Source organism: Paenibacillus maysiensis (genome assembly GCF_000520815.1).
Lineage (GTDB): Bacteria > Bacillota > Bacilli > Paenibacillales > Paenibacillaceae > Paenibacillus > Paenibacillus maysiensis.
On the sequence record NZ_ASRY01000104.1, the window covers coordinates 1 to 3,596 of the forward strand.

Here is a 3,596-nt window from a genome sequence, read left to right on the forward strand (position 1 = left end):
ACGCCGGCATCGCGCCGTCCTCTCTGTCCGGCAGCCGAACCGGCGTGTTCGTCGGCTGCGGCACGAACGACTACGGGCAGGCGCTGAACCATCAAGGCTTGAACGCACAAGGCCTGATGGGGGCGGCTTCCTCGATCCTCAGCGCTCGCATCTCGTATCTGCTCAACCTCAAAGGCCCTTGCCTTGCGATCGACACCGCCTGCTCCTCCTCGCTGGTGGCGATGGCCGAAGCCTGCAACAGCCTGCTGCTCGGAACGAGCGACTTGGCATTGAGCGGCGGGGTGTACGCGGCGGCCGGGCCTTCCTTGCACATCATGACGAGCAAGGCGGGCATGTTGTCGCCCGACGGACGCTGCTATTCGTTTGATACGCGCGCCAACGGCTTTGTGCCGGGGGAGGGCGTGGGCGTCTTGGTGCTCAAGCGCCTTGAAGATGCTGTGCGGGACGAAGACTCGATCTATGGCGTGATTCGCGGCTGGGGTGTCAACCAGGACGGCAAGACGAACGGGATCACCGCGCCGAGCGTCAATTCGCAGATCCAGCTGGAGCAGGACGTGTATGAACGATTTGGCATCGACCCGGAGACGATCTCCCTGATCGAAGCGCATGGGACGGGCACGAAGCTGGGCGACCCGATTGAAGTCGAGGCGCTGACCGAGTCCTTCCGGCACTTCACGGAGAAAACCGGCTATTGCGCTCTCGGTTCGGTGAAAAGCAACATCGGACACCTGCTGACGGCAGCCGGAGTGGCCGGGGTGATCAAGGTGCTGCTGGCCATGAAGCATCGACAGGTGCCGCCGACGGTGCATTTTAACCAATTGAACGAGCACATTCGGCTCGCGAAGAGTCCTTTTTACATCAATATCGACCTGATTCCATGGGAGGTGCCAGCCGGGATGCCGCTCCGTGCCGGGGTGAGCTCTTTTGGATTCAGCGGGACGAACGCGCATGTCGTCATCGAAGAGCATTTGGAAAAAAAGAGTATGGCTTCGGCAGCGGGAGAAGCGGATGCGCCGTTGCTCTTTGTGTTGTCTGCCATGACCGAGGAACAGCTGCGGACGTATGCAGCCTCGATGGCGGGCTTCCTCGAACGGGAGCGCGACCTGAGCCTTGCGAGCATCGCGTACACCTTGCAGACGGGACGCAATGCAAGAGAGGTGCGGCTGGCGTTTGTGGCCCGTTCGAGAGACGAAGCGTGTCAGAATTTTGAAACCTATGCAGAGGGGCGGACACTCCCCAGTCTCTTGACGTCGCAGTCGGGAACGGGGCAGGAGGAGGTGCAGGGCATTGCAAACAAGCCGCTGCAAGAGATCGCCGAACTCTGGGTGAAGGGCGTCCGACTCGACTGGTCGGAACTCTATGCCGATTCGAGACCGCGCCGTGCTCATCTGCCGACCTATCCGTTTGCCAGAGAGCGCTTCTGGGTGCCGGAGCCGGAGATGGAGGAAGGGGAGGCTTCGACGCTGACAGCCGCCCTGCATCCGCTGCTGCACAGCAATACCTCCAAACTGACGGAGCAACGCTTCTCCTCGACGTTTACCGGGCGAGAATTTTTCCTGTCCGATCATCAGGTGCAAGGGCGGAAGGTGCTGCCGGGTGTCGCCTATCTGGAAATGGCGCGCGCCGCGCTGGAGCAGGCCGCCGACATGTCGTCGATCTCTTTGAAAAATGTGGTCTGGGCGCGTCCGATCATCGCAGAAGAAGACGCGGTGTCGGTGCAGATCGGGCTGTTCCCGGAAGAGAACGGCGAGATCGGATTTGAAGTGTACAGCGGCTTGGACGGCGAGATCGTACACAGCCAAGGGCGCGCGGTACCGGCTCTGTCGGACGTCGAGGCTCCCGTGCTCGACCTTGCTTCTCTGCAAGCGCAGTGCGGGCAGCGCGAACGAGACGCGGCGGAATGCTATGACTTGTACCGCCGAGCGGGCCTTGAGTACGGGCCGGCTTTCCAAGGGATGGAGCACCTCTATGTCGGGCAGGAGATGATCTTGGCCCGCTTGTCGCTGCCAGCCGCCGTCGCGAGCACCGCGCGTCAGTTCATCCTGCACCCGAGCCTGCTGGACTCGGCTCTGCAGACGGCCATCGGCTTCCTGACTGACGAAACGACGCTCCAGCCGGCCCTGCCGTTCGCGCTGGAGGAGCTGGAGATCTTCGGGCCTTGCACCACTTCGATGTGGGCCTTCGTGCGCCGCAGTGAAGGTAACAAGCCAGGGGACAAGGTACACAAGCTCGATCTCGACCTGTGCGACGAGAGCGGAAGCGTCCGCGTGCGGATGAAGGGCTATTCCTCCCGCATACTCGACCGCGAGCGAGGAGCCGAGGCGGGGACGCTGATGCTCAGACTGGACTGGACAGAGCGTCCGGTCAATCTGCAGGCTGTGCAGACGGTGTATGCGGACCATCTGGTGATGCTCTGCGAAGTGGACGCTGAGATCGAACAGAGCGGGATGCGGAGCCTGATCTTGCAGACAGAGGAAAAAGGGCTTGCCCAACGCTTCGAGGCCTATGCAGCACATGCGTTTGAGGCGATCAAGTCGATTTTGCAAGAAAGACGCAAAGGGAAGGCGCTCGTGCAGATCGTCGTTCCGGCGCAAGGGGACGGGCAGGTCTTCGCCGGCCTCTCTGCACTGCTGAAGACCGCTCAGTTGGAGAATCCGAACCTTGTCGGGCAGCTGATCGAAGTTGACGATGCGAGCAACCTTGCGGAGACCTTGCGAGAAAATGCTCGCTGTGCAGGCGACGTACACGTCCGTTACCAAGGCGGCAAACGCTGGGGAACAGGATGGAGCGAAGTTGAGCCGGGCGAAGAGGTGTTGCGCATTCCGTGGAAGGACCAAGGCGTCTACCTGCTCACAGGGGGCGCAGGGGGCCTAGGCCGCATTTTTGCTGGCGAAATCGCACGGCAAGTGAAAGGGGCGACGCTCGTCCTGACGGGACGGAGGCCGCTGAGCGCTGAGAAACAGGCAGAACTTCAGTCCTTGGACGCAAATGTTGTGTACTGGCAAGTGGACGTGACCGACTTCGCGGGGGTCATGCAGCTGATCGAGAGCATTCAAGCTGAGCATGGCGCTCTGCACGGCATCCTGCACAGCGCAGGCGTGATTCGCGACAACTTGATCCTCAAGAAGACGACAGCGGAGTTGCAGGACGTGCTGGCTCCCAAGGTGGCCGGTGCCGTGCATCTCGATGAGGCGACGCAACATCTGCCGCTCGACTTCTTCGTGACGTTCTCCTCGGTGGCCGGAGCTATCGGCAACCCGGGGCAAGCGGACTATGCGACGGCCAATGCCTTCCTCGATGCTTTTGCGGGGTATCGAAACGAGCGGGTCGCAAACGGCAAACGCTCCGGCCGGACGCTGTCGATCAACTGGCCGCTCTGGCAAGACGGCGGGATGCAGGTGAAGCAGGAGACGGAGCAGACGTTGCGAGAGACCCTCGGCATGATCCCGATGCAGACGGCAACCGGGATTCGCGCCTTGTATCAGGGCATGGCTTCCGAGCAAGACCAGATTCTTGTCGTCGAAGGCGATCTGGATCGCATCCGCGCCGTTTTTGCAAAAACAGCACCGACAGCCGCAGCTGGGCCAGTGTCTAGG

Annotated in this window: 1 protein-coding gene; it reads left to right on the plus strand. The window is 61.5% G+C overall.

Annotated features, from left to right (window positions below; all coding sequences use genetic code 11):
• Nucleotides 1-8 precede the first annotated feature (8 nt).
• The coding region (locus L696_RS28340; protein WP_280740132.1) for an SDR family NAD(P)-dependent oxidoreductase at nucleotides 9-3,596 on the plus strand (3,588 nt) is incomplete at its 3' end.